Genomic DNA, 739 nt, shown 5'->3' on the forward strand with positions numbered 1-739 from the left:
GCTGGCGCGGGGTACCTCCGTCGGCGGGCATGACGAAGACGTGGGTGTGGCCGTGCGGGCGGTAGCCGACGCCGTCGGACCGGTAGCGCATCCTGTCGATCACCAAGGGCGGGGTCGTCCATTCCGCCCCTTCCGGCTCCATTGCCCGTCCGCCGTAGAGCGGCAGCGCGATCCACACCTCGGCCATCAGCCGGAGCGGAAAACGCCCTTCTCGCTGCCAGCCCGGCGCGAGCGCTGTGCCGGATGCGCAGCTGCGGCTTTGCGCGCGGGGCCTGATTCCTGTACTATGCTATCATGCCTTCCGAGTGTTCTCCGTTACGGGTTGTTCTTACAGACTCCCCGTCATCTAAGGCCTGGGCGATGCACCCCTACCCCCGGATCGCAGGATCCGGACTAACCGGAACCCCTTTGGTTCTAGGAGGAGTAACATGGCTGGAACGCTAGTCAACCGGCAATATCGACGGCTAGCCGTGAGTCTGGCCTCGCTGGTCGCTTCAGCAGACTCCGCAAGACCTCGCAAGAACAAGGTACGGGCCTGTGGTTTCCGCCCGCGCCTTGTTGTTATAGCAGTTGGCCTTGCGGCTAGCAGTTGTGCCGATCCAGATCCCACGGATAGTCCCGGGCAAGGTTCTTCCGTGATCGCTGTAACCGACTCGGGTAATGTACGACTCGTCACGGTGCCGGGTAAATGGCTTGATAGCCTCACGGAATGGACTCTCTCCGATGAGCCGTTGCTTAC

At 62.7% G+C, this 739-nt stretch carries 1 protein-coding gene; it reads right to left on the minus strand.

Annotated elements, in window-relative coordinates; all coding sequences use genetic code 11:
• Positions 1-187: hypothetical protein (locus J4G12_09805; GenBank protein MCE2456088.1), on the minus strand; the 187-nt coding region annotated here is incomplete at its 3' end.
• Positions 188-739: the final 552 nt, after the last annotated feature.

It is taken from the genome of Gemmatimonadota bacterium, from assembly GCA_021295815.1.
GTDB lineage: Bacteria > Gemmatimonadota > Gemmatimonadetes > Longimicrobiales > Gaopeijiaceae > JAGWBQ01.